18 protein-coding genes and 2 pseudogenes are annotated in these 23,088 nt (G+C 54.4%); 6 read left to right on the top strand and 14 right to left on the bottom strand.

The annotated features are described in order from the left end of the window. Nucleotides 1-100: 100 nt before the first annotated feature. From dprA to rsmB, 5 genes and pseudogenes are all read right to left on the bottom strand, one after another. Nucleotides 101-1,031 (bottom strand): annotated as a pseudogene (gene dprA / locus J7445_RS10915) (DNA-processing protein DprA); the annotation flags it as partial. Between the two features lie 431 nt (nt 1,032-1,462). Beyond that, nucleotides 1,463-2,746 (bottom strand): sigma-54-dependent transcriptional regulator, encoded by a 1,284-nt coding sequence (locus J7445_RS10910; protein ID WP_070655260.1) that lies wholly within the window; start codon nt 2,744-2,746, stop codon nt 1,463-1,465. Continuing rightward, entirely contained in the window at nt 2,739-4,862 is a 2,124-nt protein-coding gene (locus J7445_RS10905) for a sensor histidine kinase (RefSeq protein ID WP_070655265.1), read from the bottom strand. Before J7445_RS10905 ends, J7445_RS10910 begins: the two co-directional genes overlap by 8 nt. A 3-nt stretch (nt 4,863-4,865) precedes the next feature. Continuing rightward, on the bottom strand, nt 4,866-5,459 hold the full coding sequence (locus J7445_RS10900; RefSeq protein WP_009312693.1) for a DUF4390 domain-containing protein: 594 nt from the start codon (nt 5,457-5,459) through the stop codon (nt 4,866-4,868). Continuing rightward, the gene (rsmB, locus tag J7445_RS10895; protein ID WP_070655267.1) at nt 5,425-6,684 is read right to left on the bottom strand and encodes a 16S rRNA (cytosine(967)-C(5))-methyltransferase RsmB; all 1,260 of its coding nucleotides are present in this window, start codon (nt 6,682-6,684) and stop codon (nt 5,425-5,427) included. Before rsmB ends, J7445_RS10900 begins: the two co-directional genes overlap by 35 nt. A 172-nt stretch (nt 6,685-6,856) precedes the next feature. On the opposite strand from rsmB, the gene J7445_RS10890 reads away from it, so the two are divergent. Further along, nucleotides 6,857-7,141 carry a PepSY domain-containing protein gene (locus J7445_RS10890; RefSeq protein WP_070655269.1) on the top strand — a complete coding sequence of 95 codons (285 nt, stop codon included), beginning with the start codon at nt 6,857-6,859 and terminating at the stop codon, nt 7,139-7,141. Nucleotides 7,142-7,269: 128 nt separating this feature from the next. Here the strand turns inward: J7445_RS10890 and J7445_RS10885 are convergent, their stop codons facing one another. The 3 genes from J7445_RS10885 to def form a co-directional block, all read right to left on the bottom strand. Continuing rightward, nucleotides 7,270-7,791 (bottom strand): O-acetyl-ADP-ribose deacetylase, encoded by a 522-nt coding sequence (locus J7445_RS10885; protein WP_070655271.1) that lies wholly within the window; start codon nt 7,789-7,791, stop codon nt 7,270-7,272. Between the two features lie 133 nt (nt 7,792-7,924). Continuing rightward, the gene (gene fmt / locus J7445_RS10880) at nt 7,925-8,851 is read right to left on the bottom strand and encodes a methionyl-tRNA formyltransferase (RefSeq protein ID WP_070655272.1); all 927 of its coding nucleotides are present in this window, start codon (nt 8,849-8,851) and stop codon (nt 7,925-7,927) included. Nucleotides 8,852-8,996: 145 nt separating this feature from the next. Further along, nucleotides 8,997-9,500 carry a peptide deformylase gene (gene def / locus J7445_RS10875; protein ID WP_016688303.1) on the bottom strand — a complete coding sequence of 168 codons (504 nt, stop codon included), beginning with the start codon at nt 9,498-9,500 and terminating at the stop codon, nt 8,997-8,999. A 280-nt stretch (nt 9,501-9,780) separates the two neighbouring features. Between def and J7445_RS10870 the strand changes: the two genes are divergently transcribed. Continuing rightward, nucleotides 9,781-11,061 (top strand): LysM peptidoglycan-binding domain-containing protein, encoded by a 1,281-nt coding sequence (locus tag J7445_RS10870; RefSeq protein WP_070655275.1) that lies wholly within the window; start codon nt 9,781-9,783, stop codon nt 11,059-11,061. Nucleotides 11,062-11,449: 388 nt separating this feature from the next. Here the strand turns inward: J7445_RS10870 and J7445_RS10865 are convergent, their stop codons facing one another. From J7445_RS10865 to hutW, 3 genes are all read right to left on the bottom strand, one after another. Continuing rightward, entirely contained in the window at nt 11,450-12,070 is a 621-nt protein-coding gene (locus J7445_RS10865) for an NAD(P)H-binding protein (protein ID WP_070655277.1), read from the bottom strand. Between the two features lie 257 nt (nt 12,071-12,327). Next, on the bottom strand, nt 12,328-12,519 hold the full coding sequence (locus tag J7445_RS10860) for a hypothetical protein (protein WP_141752028.1): 192 nt from the start codon (nt 12,517-12,519) through the stop codon (nt 12,328-12,330). Between the two features lie 376 nt (nt 12,520-12,895). Beyond that, on the bottom strand, nt 12,896-14,716 hold the full coding sequence (gene hutW / locus J7445_RS10855; RefSeq protein WP_209283057.1) for a heme anaerobic degradation radical SAM methyltransferase ChuW/HutW: 1,821 nt from the start codon (nt 14,714-14,716) through the stop codon (nt 12,896-12,898). 97 nt (nt 14,717-14,813) lie between these two features. On the opposite strand from hutW, the pseudogene J7445_RS10850 reads away from it, so the two are divergent. Beyond that, nucleotides 14,814-14,933: pseudogene (locus J7445_RS10850) on the top strand (IS5/IS1182 family transposase); the annotation flags it as partial. 131 nt (nt 14,934-15,064) lie between these two features. Here J7445_RS10850 and J7445_RS10845 read toward each other — a convergent pair. Further along, nucleotides 15,065-15,907 carry a TonB-dependent receptor domain-containing protein gene (locus tag J7445_RS10845; RefSeq protein ID WP_244969545.1) on the bottom strand — a complete coding sequence of 281 codons (843 nt, stop codon included), beginning with the start codon at nt 15,905-15,907 and terminating at the stop codon, nt 15,065-15,067. A gap of 119 nt (nt 15,908-16,026) precedes the next feature. Then, the gene (gene ppk2 / locus J7445_RS10840) at nt 16,027-16,956 is read right to left on the bottom strand and encodes a polyphosphate kinase 2 (RefSeq protein ID WP_070655283.1); all 930 of its coding nucleotides are present in this window, start codon (nt 16,954-16,956) and stop codon (nt 16,027-16,029) included. A gap of 167 nt (nt 16,957-17,123) precedes the next feature. Between ppk2 and J7445_RS10835 the strand changes: the two genes are divergently transcribed. Next, nucleotides 17,124-19,022 carry a bifunctional chorismate-binding protein/class IV aminotransferase gene (locus J7445_RS10835; protein WP_070655285.1) on the top strand — a complete coding sequence of 633 codons (1,899 nt, stop codon included), beginning with the start codon at nt 17,124-17,126 and terminating at the stop codon, nt 19,020-19,022. A 61-nt stretch (nt 19,023-19,083) separates the two neighbouring features. Here the strand turns inward: J7445_RS10835 and J7445_RS10830 are convergent, their stop codons facing one another. Continuing rightward, a complete protein-coding gene (locus J7445_RS10830; protein ID WP_070655288.1) occupies nt 19,084-20,535 on the bottom strand; it encodes a DUF389 domain-containing protein in 1,452 nt (483 codons plus the stop codon). 856 nt (nt 20,536-21,391) lie between these two features. Between J7445_RS10830 and acpP the strand changes: the two genes are divergently transcribed. Further along, nucleotides 21,392-21,628: an acyl carrier protein gene (gene acpP / locus J7445_RS10825; protein ID WP_003742600.1), complete on the top strand. Its 237-nt coding sequence runs from the start codon at nt 21,392-21,394 to the stop codon at nt 21,626-21,628. Nucleotides 21,629-21,804: 176 nt separating this feature from the next. Then, nucleotides 21,805-23,052, top strand: coding sequence for a beta-ketoacyl-ACP synthase II (gene fabF, locus J7445_RS10820; RefSeq protein ID WP_070655293.1), 1,248 nt, complete (start codon nt 21,805-21,807; stop codon nt 23,050-23,052). Nucleotides 23,053-23,088: the final 36 nt, after the last annotated feature.

Below are 23,088 nucleotides of genomic sequence, written 5' to 3'. Positions count from 1 at the left end.
TTGGCTTGCGCCGGCTGTTTTCGGACATGAAGGTCGTCTGAAAACGGTAAAACAGGTTCAGACGACGTCTCTCTGACGGCAGTGCGTTTTTCCGTTTTTTTGTTTTTCTTATTTATAGAATATGATGGAACTGCCGCATTTTGCAATAGCCCCGGACATTCGTGAAGGATGTCGTCCAAACATTCCACCAATTTCGCGCCGTCTTTAATCAGCTTGTGACAGCCTTTGCTGTGCGGATTGTCTATCGAACCGGGTACCGCCATCACCTCCCGCCCCATCTCCGCCGCCAGCTTGGCGGTAATCAGTGAACCGGATTCCAAGGCGGCCTCGACCACCAGCGTAACCTGCGACAATGCAGCGATCAGGCGGTTGCGGCGCGGGAAGTTGCCCGCAAAAGGCCGCGTATCCAAAGGAAACTCGCTGACGATCAACCCTTTTTCGGCGATTTCATAGGCAAGGTTTTTATTGGACGGCGGATAAATGCGGTCTATGCCCGTTCCCCAGACGGCGATGGTACTGCCGCCCGCCTGTAACGCGCCTTGATGGGCGGCGGTGTCTATACCCGAAGCCATACCCGACACGACAGGAATATCCCTTTCGCTCAACGCCCTACCAAAATCTTTGGCAATCCGCATCGCCTGCGGCGTGGCATGGCGGCTGCCGACGATGGCGGCGGAAGGTTTGTGCAGCAGTTGCACGTTGCCGCGCAAAAACAAAACCGGCGGCGCGGTAATGCCCTGCGTCAGCATTTCGGGAAAATCATCATCTTGCAGCAGCAACAAACGGCAGCCGTCCTGCGTTTCCCATTGCAACGCCGCTTCCGCAGCCTTTTGCGCCAACGCCCGTTTTTCGCCGTTGCGCCAAGATTCGGCTGCCTGCTTGTGGCGCACCACCGCGGCTATTTGTTCCGCCGGAGCATCCAGCGCGGCTTTCGCGCTGCCGAAACGTTGCAGCAGGAGCAAGAAGCCCTCCGCGCCGACATAAGGCGTAAACGCCAGTTGCAGCCAGGCAAGGCGGTCATTTTCCGTCATCAATTGTGTCCCCTTGTTGTTTTCAGACGACCTTTGTTCGTGAGGTCGTCTGAAAACGGATAAATGTCAGTATTTAAAGATAAAACCGGCGAACTTTAAACCGATACGGCGTTCCCGCGCCAGCTTCCGGTTTCCTGTCCGTTCACCGCCATGCGGATGCTGCTGAACAGCCGGCAGCCCGTTAGTAACTTTTGTAATATTTTTATATTCTACACGATACGGTAGAAATATCTGTTATTCAAATGATTGTCGCACGCAGCCGTGATTCCTTCTCCCGCCTGCACGGGAATGGCGCATTCAATAAATGAACCGGATTTGCATCAGTGGGTTGGATACGGCAAAAGCGGTCGAGTTGATGGCAAACAAGGTCGTCTGAAAACATACCGCGGCGTGCCATATGCTTTCAGACGACCTTTTATCCTACTGCCGCCCTACTCTTCTGCTTTTTCCGCTGCGCTGCGGCGGGAAACGCTGATGCCTAATTGTTTGAGTTTGCGGTAAAGGTGCGTGCGCTCCAAGCCGACTTTTTGGGCGACGCGACTCATGTTTTGCCCTTCTTGGGCGATGTGGTATTCGAAATAGCGGCGTTCCAACTCTTCACGCAGTTCGCGCAAAGGCATGTTGAAGTTGAAACCGCCGACGATTTCGGTAGCAACCGTTGCCCGTTTTTGTCCCAATGCGGCAACGACCGCCTGCTCGTGGACTTCTTGTCCGTCCGCTTCCAGCATCAGGTTTTTCACGACGCTGCGGAGTTGGTCGAAATTGCCCGGCCAGTTGTATTGGCAGAGGACAGTCAGCGAGCCGTTGCTGAATTTGACGGGCTGGATTTTTTCACTGTCCGCCAATTCGGTCATGACTTGGTTGACCAAGAAGGCGATGTCTTCGGATTGGCTGCGCAACGGCGGGATGCTGATGACGTTGCCGGAGAGCAGTTCGGACAACTTGGCATCGGCAATGGCGTCTGCCGGGCTTTCATCGGCGGCATGGCTGCCGGCGACAATGACACGCACGTTGTAACGGTCTGCCTTACCGAGGATGAAGCTGATGCCGTTTTGGATGTTTTTGCTGTACTGCGCGGCATCACCGAGATAGAGCGTGCCGCCCGATGCTTTTTGCAGCAACTCTAAAGGCGCGTCCGCGATGAGTTCGACGCGGCTGAGTTCGACCCAAGGTGTGCCGCTTTTGTGGAAATAGCGGGCAACGATTTCAAACGGCGAACCGGTTTCGCCGCTGAGCAGCACGGGACCGCTTTTTTTCACGGCAGGCTCGAGCTGCTGTTTGAATTCCTGAATGGCGGGGCTGTTGCCGAGCTTATCGAAGGACAAGCCCGCCGCCATCTGCATTTCGCCGTGTTTGAGGGCGCGGTCGACGGTAGAGAGCAGCTTTTGCAGGGCAACCGGTTTTTCCAAAAAGTCGAGCGCGCCGATTTTGGTGGCTTCGACGGCGGTGTCGATGCTGGCGTGTCCGCTCATCATCACCACGGGCATATTGAGCTGCCCGTTTTTCGCCCACTCTTTGAGCAGGGTGATGCCGTCGCAGTCGGGCATCCAGATGTCCAACAACACCATGGCGGGACGGGTTTGGTGGCGCAGTTGGCGCGCCTCTTCGGCGTTCTCCGCCAAAGCCACGGAATAACCTTCGTCTTGGAGGATTTCCGAGAGCAAGTCGCGGATACCTACTTCGTCATCTACAATTAAAATATCACTGCTACGCATAAGTTTCTACCAATCGGGGTAAGGCTATTTTCACACACGCGCCGCCTTCGTTCTGATTGCTCAGGCTGATGCGGCCGCCGTGCTCTTCGATGATTTTCTTCACAACGGGCAATCCCAGACCCGTACCTGTCGGCTTGTCGGTAACATACGGCTCGAAGGCATTATGCAGCATTTCCTTGCTGAAACCTTTGCCGTTGTTACAAACGGTCAATAAAACCTGTCCGTCGTTATCTTCACCGACACTGACATTCACTTGCGGAACTTCTGCCTCTTCCGCCGCCTCCGCCGCGTTTTTGAAAATATTGTGCAACACCTGCCGCATGGCGGTGGTATCGGCGGAAATCGGCTGCGGTTTGTCGGACAAGTTCGGAACAAAGCGGCACGCCCCGCCCTCGTACAGCAGCAACACTTCTTCGACCAAGCGGTTCAAATCGTGTTTTTCAAAATTCAGCGACGGAGCGCGGGCGTAATTGCGGAAGGCTTCGACCATTTCTTTCAATGCCGCCACCTGTTTGACGATGGTGTCGGTCGAACGGTTGAGGATTTGGGCGTGTTGTTCGTCCAATTTATCATGCAATTTCCATGCCAATCTCTCGGCGGAAAGTTGGATAGGCGTGAGCGGATTGCGGATTTCATGCGCCAACCGTTTCGCCACTTCGCCCCAAGCGGCTTCTTTTTGGGCGCGGATGAGGACGGTGATGTCGTCAATCACCATTACCACGCCGTTGTCGTTGTCGTCGGGCAGGATGGTGGCTTTACCCAAGAGAATGCGCGCATCGTCGGGGGCGGCGTATTCGACTTGGACGGGCTTGGCGGCATTGGCGGTTTCTTCAATGGCGGCAAACACTTCAGCAAGCAGGGTCTGCTGCGGCGATTGTCCGCGCCAGTCATGCCAGTTGCTGCCCCACAGCGGCACCAATTCAATGCCCAAAATCCGTTCGGCGGCTTTGTTGAAGGTTTTCAGACGACCTTCGGCATCCAAAGTAATCACGCCCGTGGTCAAACTTTCCAACACGCATTCGAGATAGTGGCGCGCCGCTTCTTCGCGCAGGCGGTTGTTCTCGTCGGCTTCTTTGGCAATGGCAAGCTGTTCGGTCATGTGGTTGAACAACTGGGTCAACCTGCCGAATTCATCATTGCGGAACACGGGGCGTTTCTGGCTGAAATCGCCCTGCGCCACCGCCCTTGCGCCTTCTGCCAACGACAATACCGGCTCGACGAAGCGGCGGGCGAAATACAGCGCCATTACCAAGGCAAGGAAAATCGCCAACAGCGCGGCAACCAGCAAAGTCGCCAAGAAGAAGGTTTGCAGACCTTGTTTGGTATAGCTCAATTCGGCGTATTTCGCCCGCGCCGCTTCAATCAGCGTCGCGTCTTGCGCCACATCCTGCGGGATGGGCTGGCGGAAAAACAAGGCGTAATCGCGTCCGTTGTGCGCGCCGATCAGCATCCAGCCTTGCGCGTACAAGACGTTTTCTATGTTTTCCAAACTGCGTATCGAGCCGGTCTGCTCCAGCTTCTCCCATCCTTCTTTGTCGAGTTCGGGCTGGTTTAGTTTCAGCGGATTGACACTTTTCTCGGTTTTATGGGTTTTGACGTCGTATAGCGAAAGCTGGGTAAAGCCGCCCGATTTGGCGGCACTGGTCAACGCTTTGCCCAAATCTCCGTCCACAGACGCAGTGCTAATCAGGTCGATTTGCACCGGCGTGGCGTTGCTGACGGCGTTGTCCACCGCCAGATTCAGCGCGGATTTGCTCAAGTTCAGGCTGCGCTCGAGGGCTTCGTGGGTATCGTTGCCGAACCACGAATTAATCGTACCGTTGATGAACTGCGCGGAAATGCCGAACAGGAACACGCCCGGCAATACCGCCACCAGCGTAAACATCCCCGACAGCCGCCGCGCAATCTGCGAGCCGAACACGCCCTTGCTTTTGTCGCGCATGAGGAGCAGGACGTAGCGCGTCAAAACCGACGCCAACACCAGCATCAGCAGCGCACACAGGGCGATAATCCACCAGAAATATTCCGCCAGCGGGCTGGTGCTGCCCGTTGCAATGGTCAGTCCGTAGAGCAGTCCCACCGCCGCCAACACGGCAATCAGGAGAAAGCGGCGCATGGTTTACTCCTGAGAGATGGTCAGCGACTTCCAGCCGGAATCCAAGTGCCAGTTTTTAGAAGTCAATGCGTTGATTTGGAAGGGTTTGGGCAGCTTCGCCGTCGAGAGCAGCAGGCGGATTTCGGCTTGCGTGTCTTTCGCTGCGACGCCGCTTAACGCGCCTTTGGACAGCACTTTCCAGTTGGCGACCGCCCCTACGCCGCGCAAGGCGGTATCGAGCGTGTCGTATTCGGTGGAAAACGTGCCGACGGTTATGCGGTAGCGGTTGGTCAGCGGATGGAAGGAAAGTTTGTAGTGGATGGTGTTGTCGCTGTTGAGCAGCTGGTCAAACTTGAAGCGGTAAGACGGCATGGACGGCGCAGAAAGCTGCCAGCTCAAAGTAAAATTCAACGGCACGCCCTGCCGGAGCGCCTGTTTGAGCTGGTCGGGCAAATCGGTGCGGAAACGGCTGCTGACGGAAAGCTGTCCGGTCTCGGTCAGCTTCGCCTCGGAGCGGGTCACGCTGATGCCCTCCGCCGCCGCATTCAGCGACAGGGCGAGCAACAGCGTTCCAAACAGCCGTTTACTGCTTTTTGATAAGCGCGTAATAAAAGCCATCTTGATGTTTGTTCGGTAAAAGCACACGCGATTCGATCAGCTCTGCATCGGCGTGGCGGTTGAGGAATTTTTGCAACTGAACGTCGTTTTCTTCGACGAACACCGAGCAGGTGGCAAGCAGCATTCTGCCGTTTTTCGTCAGGGTTTGCCAAAGCGCGTCCAGCAATGCCTCCTGCTGACGGGCGGTTTTGGCGGCATCGGTCGGACGGCGCAGCCATTTCACGTCGGGATTGCGCCGCGCCACACCCGAAGCGGTACACGGCACGTCGGCAAGGATGGCGTCGAAAGGCTTTCCATCATACCACGCCGCCAAGTCCTGCGCATCGGCGCAAGCCAGAGCGGTCGTCTGAAACCCCAAGCGGTCGAGATTGTCCTTCACCCTTTTCAGACGACCTTCGTCTATGTCCAAAGCGGTAACATGACAATCCGCCAGTTCCAACATATGCCCCGTCTTCCCGCCCGGTGCGGCGCACGCGTCCAAAATCCGTTCGCCGTCTTTAGGGTTTAACAGATACGCCGCCTGCTGCGCACCGAAATCCTGCACCGACACCAGCCCTTCGGCAAAACCGGGCAGGCGGTTCACCGGCACGGCTTCTTCCAGCGTTACCGCATATTCGTCCAACGCCTTAGCCACAACCCCTTCCGCCGCCAGCTTTTCCAAATACGATTCGGCATTGCCGTGGCGTCGGTTGACCCGCAGCGTCATCGGCGGATGCGATTGCAGCGCGGTGGTGATGTTGTGCCAGTGTTTCGGATAATGGTTTTTCAGGTATGCCACCCACCACAGCGGCAGGTTGTACTTCGCCACATCGTCTTTTTTGCACGAAGCCTCCAGCTTCTGCCGCTCGCGCAAAAAACGCCGCAAAATCGCGTTGGCAAACGAACGGTACTGCCCGCGCCCGATTTTCGCGATACTCTCGACCGCCTCGTTGACCACCGCATGAGGCGCGTTGCGCGTGTAATGCAGTTGGTACATTGCCGCCAAAAGCAGGCTTTCGAGCTGCGGATTGTCAATCGGCTTTTTCAGCATCTGCGCGAGCATATGTTTCAAGCTGCCCAGATAACGCTGGCAGCCGTAGGCAATATCCTGCAACGCGCCGTTTTCCTGCGCCGTCAGCTCGGGATGCGCCGCGCGGATTTGCGCCAACACATCCTGAAGGTTGCGCCCTTCGGCGACCGCCGCAATGCTGTCGGCGGCGAGTTTTTGGGCGAGGGACATACTCATAAATTCAATTCCTTAAATACCTGCTGTGGTTCGATTTGTTCGTTAAAAATGTAAACGCCGCACAAGCGGTTCGGGCGGTGTTCAGGGCAAGATTCAAATTGTGTTAATCCGATTGCCCGCTCATGACAATATCCATATAGTCCGTTCTTTTCAACACACATAAGGATTCATCATGAATTTACGCTTCCTCTCCCTGCTTGCCGTTTCTGCCGCACTCGTTTCCGGCAGCCTGACCGCCGCGGCGGCACCGCACAAACATTCCCGCGCCATCTCCCAAGCGCAAGCCGTCAAAATCGCCAAGAAACGCGTCGGCGGCGGCCGCGTTACCGACATCGACCACAGCGACGGACGCTGGGAAATCGAAATCCGCAGAGGCTGCACCGAATACGATGTGGACGTTTCCTCACAAAGCGGCCGCGTCATCAGAGTCGATACCGACAACCACTGCGACGATTAATCGATTCTTGATTAATGGATTCTTATAGGAAGCCGGACTGTCTGTCCGGCTTTTCTGTTTTCAGACGACCTCAAGCTTGCCCGAGGTCTGAAAACATTTAATCTGCCGTTTTGCCTGATTCGGGACTTTCAGACGACCGCCCCGTCCCGTTCCAACAATGCCCGATAGCGTTCGGCATCCTGCGGCGAATAGCAACAGAAAACGATTTTTTCGACAGACGGACACTGCGGCAAGGTTTTTTTCAAAATCGCCAAAGCAGTCTCGGCAGCCAAATCGGCGGGGAAACGGTACACGCCCGTGCTGATACAGGGGAAGGCGATGCTGCGGATGCCGTGTTCTTGCGCCAACAGCAGGGAATTTTGATACGCTTCCGCCAGCTTGACCGCTTCGCTGCGGTGTCCGCCGAACCAAACCGGCCCGACGGTGTGAATCACAAATTTCGCCGGCAGATGATAGCCTTTGGTGATTTTCGCTTCGCCCGTGCGGCAGCCGTTCAACTTTCTGCACGCTTCCAACAATTCCCGTCCCGCCGCGCGGTGAATCGCGCCGTCCACGCCTCCGCCGCCCAACAACGAGGCATTGGCGGCGTTCACGATGGCATCGACTTCAAGTTTCGTAATATCGTCTTCGACTACTTCAAACACTGCCATGATCTGCTCCTAAACGTGGGGAATCTTGTCGTCAGTTCAACAAAACCAAACGTTTCCCTGCCGATATTTTCAGACGACCTCTGAATCATCAGAAGAAAGGTCGTCTGAAAATTAATCAGTCTGCAAACCGCTTCTACAAAACCGTCCCAACCTCAATCTTATGTCCTGCCGCAAACGCCGCAATCGGCATCCGTTTGCTGCCCGAAGGCTGCAATTCGGTAATTTTCAGCGCGTTCTCGCCACAGGCAACGACCAAGCCGTCAGCCGAACAGGACAACACTTCTCCCGCCCTGCCTTGTTGTGCCACTACTTCAGCCCGCCAGATTTTCATCGGCTTGCCTTGATATTCCACCCATGCAGCGGGGACGGGGTTGAAGGCGCGGATTTTGCGTTCAATCACTGCCGCGCTTTCGTTCCAATCGACACGCGCTTCTTCTTTGCTTAATTTTTGTGCATAAGTCACACCTTCTTCGGGCTGTTTGACGCTTTTCAGACGACCCTCCGCCTTTAATTGTTGCAAATCAGCAACAATCGCTTCCGCACCGAGATTCATCAGCGCGTCGTGTACTTCATTCGCCGTATCAGTCGGTTGAATGGCGTAACGGTGTTCGCTGACCACATCGCCGGTGTCCAAACCGATGTCCATCTGCATGATGCACACGCCCGTTTCGGCATCGCCTGCTTCAATCGCACGCTGAATCGGCGCTGCGCCGCGCCAACGGGGCAGCAGCGAGGCGTGGATGTTGAGGCAGCCGTGTTTCGGCGTATCCAACACGTCTTGCGGCAGAATCAGCCCGTAGGCGGCAACGACCATTACATCGGCCTCAACCTCTTTGAGCATTTGCAGCGCTTCGGCGTTGTTGCGCAGTTTTTCAGGCTGCGCCACGCGCAAACCCAATTCCAATGCTGCCTGCTTCACGGGAGACGGGGCAAGCTGCATCCCGCGTCCTTTGGGACGGTCGGGCTGGGTCAACACCAGCGGGATTTCAAAACCGGCGGCGGCTATGGCTTTCAAGGCGGCAGCGGCAAAATCGGGCGTACCGGCAAAGATGACTTTCATGGGGAAACTCCTTGGAAATGGGTTTCAGACGACCTATATAGCGCAACGGCAAACATTGCGACAGGTCGTCTGAAAGTTTGAAAAACAACGGCTTGCCTGCCGCTTCCCTCTTTCAGACGACCTGTTCGACCGTATCATTCGGCTTTTAGATGGTGTGTTTCTGACGTTTTTTCAGTTTGGTCTTAATCCGCCCCTGCTTGAGCTGCGACAAGCGTTCGACAAAAACGATGCCCATCAGGTGATCCAGCTCGTGTTGCACGCAAATCGCCAGCAGACCGTCCGCCTCCAGTGTGAACTTCTCGCCTTTTTCGTTCAAAGCCTCGACCTTGACGCGTTCGGCGCGGGTAACGGTGTCGTAAATACCCGGCACGGACAGGCAGCCTTCTTCGTAAGTGGTTTCGCCGTCTTTTTCAACAATGACGGGGTTGATGAACACGCGCGGCTCGCTGCGGTCTTCGGTCAAATCCATCACGACGACGCGCTCATGCACATCGACCTGCGTCGCCGCCAGCCCGATGCCGCGCGCTTCGTACATGGTTTCAAACATATCGGCAACCAGCTTTTGGATGCGCTCATCGACTTTTTCGACAGGCTTTGCCACGGTGTGCAGTCGCTCGTCGGGATATTGCAGGATATTCAGTAAAGCCATAATTTTCTCTTCGTTTTTCAATACTTGGGACGCGCATCCAAACGCATCCGGCAGCAGATCGTGTGTGTTTTCATACAAATTTTGCGTCTGTCTTCACAATTCCCGTGATGACACCAACATTCAATGATAAAATATGTACCAATGAATTTCCGTTCAATGCGCACGAAACGCCCATTGACGTTTTTTAAAGGGGGACGGCGGTTTTTGCAAACTCCCGGCCATTTCATTTTCTCCGTTTATCATTTAAAGACAAACCGAATCAATTTCAAGGGGAACGGTTATGCAACAACGTATTATAACCCTGCTTTGTGTCGCGGGCATGGCAATTTCCGCCCACACTCAAGCAGCTTCATTAAAAGTGCGCCCCGATGCGCCGCAACGCTACGTCGTGAAAAACGGCGACACACTCTGGGGCATCTCCGGCAAATATCTGTACAGCCCGTGGCAGTGGAACCGCCTTTGGGGTGCAAACCGCGGCGAAATCCGCAATCCGCACCTGATTTATCCGGGTCAGGTGTTGGTTTTGCGCTACGTCAACGGCCGCCCGCAACTGGGCTTCGAAAACGGCTCCGCAGGCAATGATGGCATTCCCGTCATCAAGCTCAGCCCGCGCGTTCGCGAAACCTCTTCAGGCTACGGCATCCAAACCGTCAACGTGAACTTCTACCGCATGTTCATGCAACATCCGCAGTTCATCGACCAAATGAAGACCCAAGACGCACCGCGCCTGATCGACGGCCCTGACAACCGCATTATGTACAGCAAAGGCGAACGCGTGTACGCCTACGGCATTACCGAACCCGGCCGCTATCTGGTTTACCGCGCCGTCAAAGACCTGACTGATCCCGATACCCGCAAATACCTCGGACAAGAAGTCGTCTTCAGCGGCATCGTCAGCACCCTGCCCTACACCAACAGCGCGCTGGACTCCGCTTCCGACGAAGACCGCAAATACCTGAAAGACGGCGAATACTACACCCGCCTGCATCCGCTGGCGAAAGTACCGACCCAAACCGCGCAGCCTATGATTGTGGAAGAAGCCGTTTCCGAAATCCGCAAAGGCGACTTCCTGCTGAAAATGGACGGCGAAACCGAGCCCTTCCAAATCATGCCGCACGCGCCGACGCAACACATCGACGGTAAAGTCATCTCCATCCTCGACGGCGTACACGAAGCCGGACAATTCCAAACCGTTACCCTGAACAAAGGTTCTGCCGACGGCTTGGACAAAGGCACGGTCTTGAGCATTTACAAACGCGACCGCCAAGTGAAAGTTGATTTGGAAGACGGCAAAAAAGGCCGTAAGAGCGTAGTCAAATATGTTTCCATCCCTGCCGAAGAAACCGCATTGGCTATGGTGTACCGCACTGGCGAACATCTCTCGTCCGCCATCATTTTGGAAAACCTGACCAACGTCAACATCGGCGACACCGTATCCGAACCAGGCCGCGACTTGGACAACATGTCTGACGACAAACCGCACGTCCGCAACGAGCCGCAAGATTCCCACGATACGGAATACAACCAATACAATATCCACAGCAACATCAATAAATATTGATGGATTGCCGACAAGAAAACGTCGTCTGAAAATTTCAGACGACGTTTTTTCATAAAATTTTGAATAAGCAACGCCGTACTGTCATTCCTACTCAGGCGTGAGTCTGATCCTGAGTTTTCCAGAAAAATATGAAGATTGCCGCAATCCCAAGCCTCCAAATACCCGCCCGCGCGGGAATGACGATGTCGATATTTCTTGCTATCGCTCGCTCTATCTGCCCAATCCGATTTATCCTCAAGATAACTTGTTTCTTGAACGTGCCGATAAACTTCTGCCGCTCATCCCTACCAAGTCATAAGCGGATATATTGTTACCTATCGAATCAGTCACGCGCCAAACAGGTCGTCTGAAACCTTTTCAGATGACCTGTTTGACCATGGGCGCGGTGTTAACTGCCTGCGCCGACGGTGTAAACTTTACCAATGCTGCCGGGGTCTTGCAGGACAGCGGCGACAGCGGTGGCAAGTCCGTTTCGGCTCATGTAGTTTTTAGGGATGCTGTCGGGGTGGTCGGTCAGGATGTGGCGGCTGTCTTCGCTGTTGTCCAAGCCGCAGGGGCGGAGGATGGTCCAGTTCAGGCTGCTTTGTTTGAGGTAGATTTCGGCTTCGGTTTTTGCGCGGACGGCTTCGCCGAGGGCTTGTTTGAAGGGTTCGCTCATCATGTCCCATTGTTCGCCGCAGCCCATGCTGGTAATCAGGATGAAACGGGCTTGCGGGTTGGCGGCTTGGGCGGCGGCGATGATGTTGATGTTGCCCAGTGCGTCGCTGCGTATGCCTTGCTCGTTTTTGCCGCCGACGAAACTGATGACGCTGTCGGGGCGGTATTGTGCGAACACTTTGTCGAGCGCATCGGTATCGAGCGCGTCGGCTACGGTCGTCTGAATGCGGTGTTCGCTAAAGAACGAATCTTCAGACGGCTTTCTTAATACGGCGACGGTGTCGGCGGGGTGGGTGAGCGTGCGGATGAATGCGCGGCCGGACGGGCCGTTGGCGCCGAAGATAAGTTGCATGAGGACTCCTTTGTGTGTCGGATGGTAAGGGGTTCAATAATTTGTCCACTTTGTTGTGGAAGAGTCGTGTGGGGTAAGGATTTTTGATTTTCAGACGACCTTATTTGCATTTGAATGTTGTGTGGTCGTGGGCATAGCCCACGCTACGTTCCGACTATTGTGAAACTGAAACCCAAAAGCGTACCCTGCACGGTTCGTGCTTTGCCCTCTCCCTAGCCCTCTCCCACGGGGAGAGGGGATGGGGTGGCAGGTAAACTCTAAGTGGCAGAGAAGCCAAAAATGGGGGCAGTCGTAGCGTGGGCTTCGCCCGCGACTTTGACCCAAAGGTCGTCTGAAATCTGTATTTGGGTTTCAACAAAACTCGCTACATTCGCTTTAACTTCGTTGATGTTTGCACTTTCAGACGACCTTGTTGTGTTTGAAGCCGTGTGGTCGTGGGCAAAGCTCACGCTACTTCTTTTTGGTTTTCTTTCGTGACAGAGCTGCGGTCGTCTGAAAACGGGTAAAGTAGGTTTTATAACAACTGTCGTAATGCGGGCTTTGCCCTCTCCCTAGCCCTCTCCCACGGGGAGAGGGAATGGGTTGGCAGGGAAACTCCAAGTGGCAGAGAAGCCCAAAATGGTTGAATCTCAGTATCCTCAATCCCCTCTCCCCGTGGGAGAGGGTTAGGGAGAGGGCGGTAAGCGCAAGCTTACTTTGGGCAAACGCCAATCTTGCAGGCAGCCTGTCGAATCATCGGATATTTGCGATGCCGGAAGATGATTTCGTTTGTGCAGGAATGCGGCAATTTTTATCGGTTCCAGCCAAAGGTCGTCTGAAACCTGTTTAAGCTGCCTCAAACAGTTTTCTCATGGCTTCGATTTGGTGTTGTTTGAGTTCGCCTGCTTCGTCGCGGCCGACGAAGATTTTGAACATGGCGCCGCCGTTGCGGTTGATGAAGTTGAGCGAGCAGGTGTCTTTGCCCATAAACGGACGCTCTAAAAGGTAGATGGCGGCGCAGTTTTCGTAATAGATATGACCGTGTACGCCGCCGTCGGTTTCGGGGTGGTCGAAATTGTAGAAGCCACGGCCGACTTTGCCGCCGGGCAGTTTGCCGGTGACTTCGACGATGGCGTCGGGGGTGTGGGCGATGAAGGTGACGGCTTCGTCCCAAGCGGCGACGGCTTGGAGGATTTCGACGATGCGGCTGCCTTCGGTTTGGCGGATGCAGTTTTCGGGCAGGCAGCGGATGACGTCTTCAAAGCTGCATTGGTTTTGCCCGGCGAGCATTTCGAGCACTTGGCCGGGATTTTTTTCCAATGATTGGCGCAACATGATTTGTTGTTCGGATGAAAGTTTTTGCATGGTTTGATCCTTTTCTTGGGTCGGAAGGGTGAGCATGAGTTTACGGATGAGGGTGGGCGACCAGTAGCGGCCGCTGGTGTTCAGGCGGATGAGGCCGTCTGAACCTTTTTCTTCAAAGAGCTGCATTGCCTGCCATTGGGCAATCAGCTTCTGCGCGGCGGCGTTGCCGTCAAACAGCGAGGGATTCAGACGACCTGTTTCCATGTCGTGCTGCACTTGTCCGAGCAGGGTTTTGTTCGGGCTGTGACCGCTCATGAAGGCGATGTTTTTTTCGCCTTTCGGGGTGGCGAGGTAGCTGTCCAAATCGCCCTGCACCTGATAGCTGAAGCCGCCGAGGTTGCCGCCTGCGCCGGAGCCGAACGCCCAGCAGGGGATATTGGATTTGACCAGAGTGTTGTAGCGATTGCGTTCGCCGCGGCCGGGATAGGCGAAATGGCTGTTGCTGACTTGGTTCCAGCCTTTTTGCGCCAGCGTTTCGACGGCGTAGGCGTATTGGTCTGCCTGAACGTCGAAACCGGGCGGGGCGGGAAATGCGCCTTTCTCCACCATGCGGTTGATAGGCAGCATGGGATAGAGGTTGAAGGCGTAGGTGTCGAGTCCGGACAAAGGCAGGGCGGTGGCGCGTTCGAGGTCGTTTTGCCAAACGGCGTCGGTTTGGTTGGGCAGGCCGAACATCAAATCGACAACGATGACGGCATTGATTTCACATAGTTTTTCCAGATAGGCAAAGGCTTCGTCGCCGCCGTGTTTGCGACCGAGGCGGCGGCGGATGGCGGTGTCGAAGGTTTGCACGCCGATGGAAATGCGGTTGGCGCCCGCTTCGATGCAGGCTTGGGCTTTTTCGATGTCGAAATGGCTCATGCGGCCTTCGATGGTGAACTCGCAGTCGTCAGCAATCGGCAGGTATTGGTAACAGGCGCGGATGAGTCTGGCGAGGTCCGGGGTTTGCAGCGCGGTGGGCGTGCCGCCGCCGAAATAGACGGCGCGGATTTTGCCGTTGCCTTGGCGGATTTCGGATTCCGCCGCCATTTCTTCGATGATTTTGTCGGTGTAAACGCTGCTGTAACTCTCTTTCCATGCGTTGCGGTAGAAGCCGCAGAACACGCAGTGGTTGGCGCAGAAGGGGATGTGCAGATAGGCGAGCGCGTCGGAATCGGCGGCATGGGGGAGCTTCTGCCGCCAGATGTTCTGCCATTGCGGACGGGGAATCGGTATGCCGCCCCATATCGGCATCAACGCCTGCCGTTCGGGAAAGGCTTTGGGCGCGGATTGGCGCGGTGTCCAAACAAGCTGCTGTTCCATATTTGATTAAAAATGATTATTAACCATATTTGAAAATTAAATCACTAGTGATAGGTAGTGTCAAGGGACGATAGCGAGGGGAAACAGAAAATGAAAAGTATCGGTAACTGACTATAGTGGATTAACTTTAAATCAGGACAAGGCGACGAAGCCGCAGACAGTACAGATAGTACGGCAAGGCGAGGCAACGCCGTACTGGTTTAAAGTTAATCCACTATAAATTTTGAGGTCGGCATTGTGCGGGATGGCTTGAGGTCGTCTGAAAAATCAAAGATTTGATTTGCTGTTTGGCTTGAGTGTCAGGCATTTAACCCATGACCTGTTTTCAGACGACCTCTTGGGTTCATGTTAAAACTTAAGCTGCACACGGGCGGCGAAATTGCGGCCGGTTTCAGTGTACAAATCCATCACGCTTGAGCGGCTCATGCCGGCGACGTCTGCGTGTTGCCAGTATTTTTTGTTGCCGATGTTGTAAATGTTCGCGCCGATTTCGACGTTTTTAGACGGCCTGTACCACGCGCCGACATCCCATACGCCGTAGCCCGGCGCTTGGAAAACGCTGTCGCTGCTGACGCGGCTGTGTTTTTTCGACCAGCGCAGTTTGGTATCGACGCCCCATTTTTCTTGCGCGTAGTCGATGCCCAAAACGCCGTTGAGCGGGTAGGCGGAATCCAGCGGCGTGCCGTCTTGCTGTTTGCCGCGCATCCAAGCGATGCTGCCGGAAACCTGCCAGCCCGGCAGGAATTTGTAGGCGGCGGAGGCTTCTGCGCCGTAGGTTTTGACCCTATCCAGGTTTTGATATTGGTACTGGATAATCGGGCAGCCGCCTATGGAGGCAGTGCCGACTTCGGTGCGGTCGATGAAGTTTCGATAACGGTTGTAGAACGCGGTAACTTGCGCGCGGGCGCGTTCGTTTTTGAACTTCATGCCCAATTCGAAGCTGTTGGAGCGTTCGGATTTGAGGTTGGCATTCGGGATGACGGCATAGCCGTAGGTTGTGTTGGCAAACGCCATAGTCGCGCTGTCAAACGGCGGCGTGCGGAAGCCTTGTGAATAAGTGGCAAAACCGGTGAACTGCTCGCCCATCGGTACACTCAGGCGCAGGCTGGGCGTGAGTGCGGAATCGTTGAAACGGGTTGCCGTACCGTCAGGGTTGGCGTTGAGATAGGCTTGGTCGGTTTCGGTGTTCAGCCTATCTTTTAGGACAGCCCGTATCCAAGACCTTTACCACACAAACAAAAGGTCGTCTGAAAACCCGTATTTCAGGTTTTCAGACGACCTTTTTACTGCTGAAACAGCTGACCGATCAATCAGTCATGACCGATATCGACGGTTTTCTCTTTGTAGCGCGTATCGGGGACGAGGACGATTTTTTCGTCCACTTTGCCGATGGCTTTCACATCTTTGCCCGGGTAGTCCAACTGATGCAGGAAGTAGCGGATACAGTTGAGGCGGGCGCGTTTTTTGTCGTCGGAACGGATAATGACCCAAGGCGCATCGCCGGTGTGGGTGTGGAAGAACATGGCGTTTTTGGCTTCGGTGTAGTCGTCCCAACGGTCGAGCGACTGGATGTCCACGGGGGAAAGTTTCCAGTGTTTCAGGGGATCGTCGCGGCGGGAGATGAAGCGGCGCAGTTGTTCTTCGCGGGATACGGAGAACCAGAATTTGAAGAGGTGGATGCCGCTGGCAACGAGCATACGTTCCAATTCAGGGGTTTGACGCATGAAAAGCAGGTATTCGTTGGGTTCGCAGAAGCCCATCACGCGCTCTACGCCGGCGCGGTTGTACCATGAACGGTCGAAGAATACCATTTCGCCTGCGGTCGGCAGGTTTTGGATGTAGCGTTGGAAATACCATTGACCGCGTTCGGTGGTGGTCGGTTTTTCCAAAGCGACAACGCGTGCGCCGCGCGGATTCAAATGTTCCATAAAGCGTTTGATGGTACCGCCTTTACCTGCGGCGTCGCGGCCCTCAAACAGGCTGACGATGCGTTGGCCGGAGTCTTTGACCCAGCTTTGCACTTTCAGCAATTCGATTTGCAGCTTTTGTTTTTCTTTTTCGTATGCGGCGCGGCGCATACGTTGTTTGTAGGGGTAGTTGGCGGGAAGCGGCGCGCTGCTGGAGTCTTCGTCCGTACCGCGTCCTTCGTGTTCCAAAACAGCTCTTTCAAAAACTTGTAACTGGTCTTGTTTTTCGCCCAATTCAACGTTTTCGAAGGGTTCTAACTGATGATCTGCCATAGGGTCTCCTTATTGCTTAAGTTTGAAATGATATGGTGTGGGATGACTTGATTTTACTCCTTTTGTGCTGCTGCGGACTACATAAAATTACACTGCGCCATTTTTTTCGGCGCGGTCTGCTAATTTGTGTAAAAACGGCGTATAATCAGGCTATTTGCACCACAGCCATGCCCTATTTCGCCCTGTTTGACGATGCCGTGAGCGGCCGCGCAAAACTCTATCAAAATCATGTGGAAAGCCGCCTTTTCCATCATAACGAACTGGATTCGCTAAACGATGCGCTGCAAAAGGGCTGGCAAAAAGGGCTGCATGCTGTGTTGTTTGCAGACTACGAATTCGGTTTGCCGCTGATGGGGATAGCGTCCGAACGCGGCGGCAATCTTGCCCTGCACTGGTTTGCTGACTGCGCCGATATCAATGCCGAAAGCTGGCTTGCCCAAAATTCAGACGACCTCCCCGCCGGCATCTCCACGCCGCAATCCTCCGTATCCGAAGCCGATTACCTCGACCGCATCCGCCAAATCCACGAAGCCATCCGGCGCGGCGACACCTATCAAATCAACTACACCACCCGCCTGCACCTGCAAGCCTACGGTAACCCCGTCAGCCTCTACCGCCGCCTGCGCCAACCCGTCCCCTATGCCGTTTTGTCCCACTTGCCCGATGCGGCAGGAAAATCCGCGTGGACGCTGTGTTTCTCGCCCGAACTCTTCCTCAAAATCGGTGCGGACGGCACCATCAGCACCGAACCGATGAAAGGCACCGCGCCGATTTTGGGCGACGGGCAAGACGAACGCCGCGCCGCCGAGTTGCAAGCCGACCCGAAAAACCGCGCCGAAAACGTGATGATTGTCGATTTGCTGCGCAACGACCTCGGCAAAATCGCCCAAACCGGCAAAGTATGCGTGCCCGATCCGTTTAAAGTATCGCGTTTCGGCAGCGTCTGGCAGATGACCAGCACCATCCAAGCCCAAGCCCTGCCGCACATCACCGCCGCCGACATCCTCCGCGCCGCCTTCCCCTGCGGCAGCATCACCGGCGCGCCCAAACGCATGAGTATGCAGATTATCGAATTGCTCGAAGCCGAACCGCGCGGCCTGTACACCGGCAGCATCGGCTACCTGAATCCATGCGAAAGTGGGCTTGGGTTTGAAGGCATATTCAACGTCGTCATCCGCACCTTATCGCTCAAACCCGTTTCAGACTCGATTTCAGACGACCTAGATAGTGGATTAACAAATCAGGACAAGGCGACGAAGCCGCAGACAGTAGAGATAGTACGGCAAGGCGAGGCAACGCCGTACCGGTTTAAAGTTAATCCACTATATCAAGGGGTGTACGGCGTCGGTTCCGGCATCGTCATCGACAGCGACCCCACCGCCGAATATCGGGAATGCGGCTGGAAAGCCCGTTTCCTCAACGAATTGCGCCCCGCCTTCGGCATCTTCGAAACCATGCGCGTAGAAAACAGGCAATGCCGCCTGCTCGGCCTGCATTTAGGTCGTCTGAAAACCTCCGCCCAAGCCTTCAACCTGCCCCTGCCCGACGATGGCGAAACCCGAATCCGGCAATACATCGCCGACTTGCCCGACGGCCTCTTCCGCCTGAAAGCCGAACTCGTTTCAGACGGCCTCATTCTCAGCCATGCCGCCACCGCCGAGCTGTCCGCCCCGCAGCGCGTCATCCCCGCCCCGCAACCCCTCCCGCGCCGCGACTACCTGCGCCGCTTCAAAACCACCCGCCGCACCCTGTACGACCAAGCATGGCAAACCGCCGAAACACAAGGCGCGTTCGACAGCCTGTTTTTCAATTCAGACGGCCTCCTGCTCGAAGGCGGCAGAAGCAACGTGTTCGTCAAATACCAAGGGCAATGGCTCACCCCGTCTCTGGATTTGGACATCCTCAACGGCGTCATGCGCCAAGCCGTATTGCAGCAGCCGCAAACCTACTTGGGCGCGGACGCAGTCATCGAAACCCACATCACCCGCGACATGCTCGAGCGCGCAGAAAAAATCCGCCTCTCCAACGCCTTGAGGGGCGTGTTTGAGGCGGATTTGGTTTATTAGGAACAATAAATGATTTCCTGAAAACGGATAAAGCCGACAGGCGGAGTATTCGTGAAACGGGTTATATGTCTGAAGCTTGAGTGTTCACAAACATGCGCACGGCCTTACCCTCATAACGCTGGTTCAACCACGCCTGTAAGCGTTCGCGATCTTTGGCAGGCAAAGGCTCCTTAAATTCGAGCGAGACAACGACAATATCGTCATGTTCGCCTGTTTCCGATTTAGTATTTTTGCTGCTTTCAGGCTGCTCGGAAACAGGCTCTGTTTGCGCTTTCTCCCAAACCAAGCCGCGTCCGACAACGATTTTTTCCGCTTCGGGATATTGGGCTTTTATTTCCTTGAGTACCGCAGCATCGTCAGCACCGGCGGTATCGGCAGTTTTGCCCGCAAGCACGGTATCGATGTAGGCTTGCTGCTCTTTCAGCTCGTTTTGCAACTGTACCGAGTTGTTTTGGCTTGCCAGCAATTCTTCGATTTTGGCATCGTTCCCTCCCGCATAAACCACGTTTACCTTCGGCGCTTTCACACCTGACGCTTCAAGGCTTTTCACCAGCAAGGCGGAAATTTTCTCGGCATTGCCCGTTCCATTGACAATCAGATCGACTTTATTTTCTCTATGGTTCAACATCTTACGCAGCACGAAAAAACCTTCCTGTTGCTGCGCAGTGGCAATGGCGGCATTGGCTCTGGTGTTGAAGATTTCCTGACGCACCAGTCCTGATGCCATATAGCCGCTCGGAATCATCACAGCCAACACGACGGCAGTAATCATGATACTTTGCAGCCGGCGTTTGGATTCTTTTACCAACCCCCTGCGCGGCAGCTTGAGCAGCTTGGAAAACAACAAGGTCGAAAAAGCGATGAACACGCAGTTGATGGCAAAAAGATATGAAGCACCGAGAAAGTAGTGCCAGTTGCCATGTGCCAGTCCGTAGCCCGCAGTACACAGGGGCGGCATCAATGCAGTCGCAATCGCCACTCCCGGTATGGCATTGCCTCCCTCTTTTCGGGTCAGCGCCACAATACCCGCACTACCGCCGAAGAAGGCAATCAACACATCCCAAAGGGTCGGCTGAGTACGCGCCAAAAGCTCGCTTTGCGCCCCTTTGAGCGGGGTTAACAGGAAATACAACGTAGCGGTAATCAAGCTGATGACGACGAATATAATAATATTGCGCATCGCTTGACGGATCAGCGCAGTATCCCCTACCGCCAAACCGTAACCCATACCTACAATCGGCCCCATCAACGGCGAAATCAACATCGCGCCGATCACTACCGCCGTGCTGTTTACATTCAGACCGATACTCGACACGGCAATGGCAAACATCAATACCCACATATTGGTTCCGGTCACCCGAGTATTGGCGCGGATGGTGGCATCGATCTTATCGGGATGAGCTTGGTCATGCGCAAGATTGAACACATCTTGCAACTTGGTCATGGCACCATTGTCTTCTTGTTCCTGCTTTTCTTGTATTTCCTGATTTTTACTTTCTTCCTGATCTTGCATGTGCGTATCCTAAAGTTTTAATAGTTTATTTTAAACATCTAAGTTCATAAAGAATTTTTGAGTAATGAAATAATGCCTTGCCATTACGGCTAAATCTGACAGGCACACTTCCCGCAATATACAATATATTAGCATACGTCCGCAAACTTCCTCCGTTAGATGAAGGAAGGGCAAAGTTGCCGTTACAGCAAGCCGTAACGTGGGCTTTGCCCACGAAATGAATGTCGAAATGAAAGTCTATGTGACTGTTGTCGGATTTAGTTGTTGGATGGTGGATTTCGTGGGCAAAGCCCACGCTACTTGGGTTATCCCAAATCTGCCTTGATTGAATAAAAGGTCGTCTGAAAATGAACGCGAACGGGTTTCCCTAACACCCAAATCCCAAAGTTTTCAGACGACCTTATTTTTGCCTGCAACCTGCCCCAATCCCAACCTTCCCCCGCCGGACGGGGGAAGGGACAAGTTCCGTTGCAACAACGAGTAGCGTGGGTTCTACCCACGATATAAATGCAAGAATAACCGCTAAATTCAAATTGTGGACAACAGGCTCGCGGACGAGGCCCACGCTACTCATTAACTTCCAAGCCCCCATTAATCTCATAAAAAGGTCATCTGAAAACGGGGAAATCAGTTTTCAGACGACCTTTCCGCTTATTAACTTATTGATACCAAAGAAAAACAAATTCCCGCTTGTAGGTTAAAATCAGGCTATGCTAATATGCACAACAACAGGTTTTTCCAGAATAATCTGTGTTAGAATGCAGACTTAGATGGAAAACTCTATCCGAACTCGGTACAATACCGACGAATTTATTTCTCTTAAACAACCCGCCGCAAGGCAAAAGGAACGACTGATATGTCAAACATCGAACAACAAGTTAAGAAAATTGTTGCTGAACAACTGGGCGTAAACGAAGCCGAAGTCAAAAATGAATCTTCCTTCCAAGACGACCTGGGCGCAGATTCTTTGGACACCGTAGAATTGGTTATGGCTTTGGAAGAAGCTTTCGGTTGCGAAATCCCTGATGAAGAAGCCGAAAAAATCACTACCGTACAACTGGCTATCGACTACATCAACGCCCACAACGGCTAATTCGGTCGCACCAAACATCCCCAGCCTCTGCTGCGTTAACGCAATAGAGGCTGTTACCTTATATATATGGGGCAAAATCCGTTATAATAGCCGCCTGGAATCCGATTCCGAACCGCTATTATCATTTTCAGACGGCATCTTGCCGCATCCCACCGAAAACCAACAGCGAGATTATCATGAGTCAGAGAAGAGTAGTCATCACAGGCCTCGGCCAAGTATCACCGGTCGGCAACGACGTCGCCACCGCATGGAGCAACCTGCTCGCAGGCAAAAGCGGCATCGGCCGGATTACCCGCTTTGACGCATCCGACATCAACAGCCAAATCGCCGGCGAAGTGCGCGATTTCGACATCGGCCAATACATCAGCGCGAAAGAAGCGCGCCGTATGGACGTGTTCATCCACTACGGCATCGCCGCCGCGCTGCAAGCCATCAGCGATGCCGGTTTGGACGAATTGGAAAGCCTCGACAAAGACCGCGTCGGCGTGAACATCGGCTCCGGCATCGGCGGCCTGCCCAGCATCGAAGCCACCGGTAAAGCCGTTATCGAAGGCGGCGCGCGCAAAATCAACCCTTTCTTCATTCCCGGTTCGCTGATTAACCTGATTGCGGGCCACGTTACCATCCTCAAAGGCTACCGTGGCCCCAGCTACGGCATGGTTTCCGCCTGTACCACCGGCGCGCACTCTATCGGCGACTCCGCCCGACTGATTAAATACGGCGACGCCGACGTGATGATTGCAGGCGGTGCCGAAGGCGCGATCAGCACTTTGGGCGTCGGCGGCTTCGCTGCAATGAAAGCCCTTTCCACCCGCAACGACGATCCCGTCACCGCTTCCCGTCCGTGGGACAAAGGCCGCGACGGTTTCGTCATCGGAGAAGGTGCGGGCGTGCTGGTGTTGGAAGAATTGGAACACGCGAAAAAACGCGGCGCGAAAATTTACGCCGAAATCGTCGGTTTCGGCATGAGTTCCGATGCCTACCACATCACCGCTCCGAACGAAGAAGGCCCTGCATTGGCGGTTACCCGCGCGTTGAAAGATGCCGGACTGAATCCCGAAGACGTCGATTACGTCAACGCACACGGTACATCCACTCCGTTGGGCGATGCCAACGAAACCAAAGCGCTCAAACGCGCGCTTGGCGACCATGCCCGTAAAGTTATTGTCAACTCCACCAAATCCATGACCGGCCACTTGCTCGGCGCGGCAGGCGGCGTGGAAGCGTTGTACAGCGTGTTGGCAGTACACGAGCAAAAATCCCCGCCGACCATCAACATCTTTGAACAAGACATCGAGGCGGGCTGCGATTTGGATTACTGCGCCAACGAAGCGCGCGACGCGAAAATCGACGTTGCCATCTCCAATTCCTTCGGCTTCGGCGGTACCAACGGTACGCTGGTGTTCAAACGTTTCAAAGACTGATTGAAGCGGTTTGAAACAAGACAAAAGGTCGTCTGA

Source organism: Neisseria sicca (genome assembly GCF_017753665.1).
Lineage (GTDB): Bacteria > Pseudomonadota > Gammaproteobacteria > Burkholderiales > Neisseriaceae > Neisseria > Neisseria flava.
This window is presented reverse-complemented; position numbering and strand designations above follow the sequence as displayed.